Source organism: Desulfosporosinus burensis, assembly GCF_054657535.1.
Map to the genome: position 1 here is coordinate 1 of NZ_BAAHYN010000064.1, position 694 is coordinate 694.

A 694-nucleotide genomic window follows, 5' to 3' on the forward strand; every position below is an offset into this window, starting at 1 on the left:
AATATCACCAAACGCTTTCGAGCATTGCATATATAAAGAATAGTTGGGTCGGACGATAATCAGGTCAGGGCATTTCGCACATGCGCTGAAAATACTCTCGCCTGTTTGTATATTATATTTTTTAGCAGGAATTGATTTCGTCAAAACGATTCCATGTCGAGTCACTGGATCACCACCAACCACAGAGGGTACAGTTCTTAGGTCTAATGGGTCACCATGCTGAAGCCTGTGAACCGCCTCCCATGACAAATACGCAGAATTCACATCGATATGAAATATAATTCGTTGGCTCATATACTTCACCCTTGCTCAGAACGTTTGTATTAATTATATGCAAACATATGTTCTGTGTAAAGTAAATACATTCACCATATAATGGTATTACGCTGTTCGCAATAAGGCCTAAAACAAAAGCATTAACTAATCCCGACTGAGATTACAGTTCGGAACCAGTTAATAACTCTCTAACAGTGTCCACCATTTTCCAATGATCTGGTGACCAATTTACCTAAGTGCAAAATGATACTTCTGGAATAAAGTAAGCGACCATGTTAGAAACAGCAATTAAACTATACACCAAATTCGCTCCCCACAATACCTTAATCACCCGCGACTGGCTTTTCAAATCCCTCTTTGCTTCATGAATAAGATAGATACAAATAAGGCCAACTCCAACCAGTTTATAATAATGAAG

General features: G+C 38.8%; 2 protein-coding genes. Both read right to left on the reverse strand.

Going from position 1 to position 694, the window contains the following annotated elements; genetic code table 11:
- Nucleotides 1-294 (reverse strand): Y-family DNA polymerase (locus tag ACYQ3Q_RS28360; RefSeq protein WP_459931732.1); only part of this gene is annotated, 294 nt, incomplete at its 3' end.
- 214 nt (nucleotides 295-508) lie between these two features.
- Nucleotides 509-694 (reverse strand): hypothetical protein (locus ACYQ3Q_RS28365; protein ID WP_459931733.1); only part of this gene is annotated, 186 nt, incomplete at its 5' end.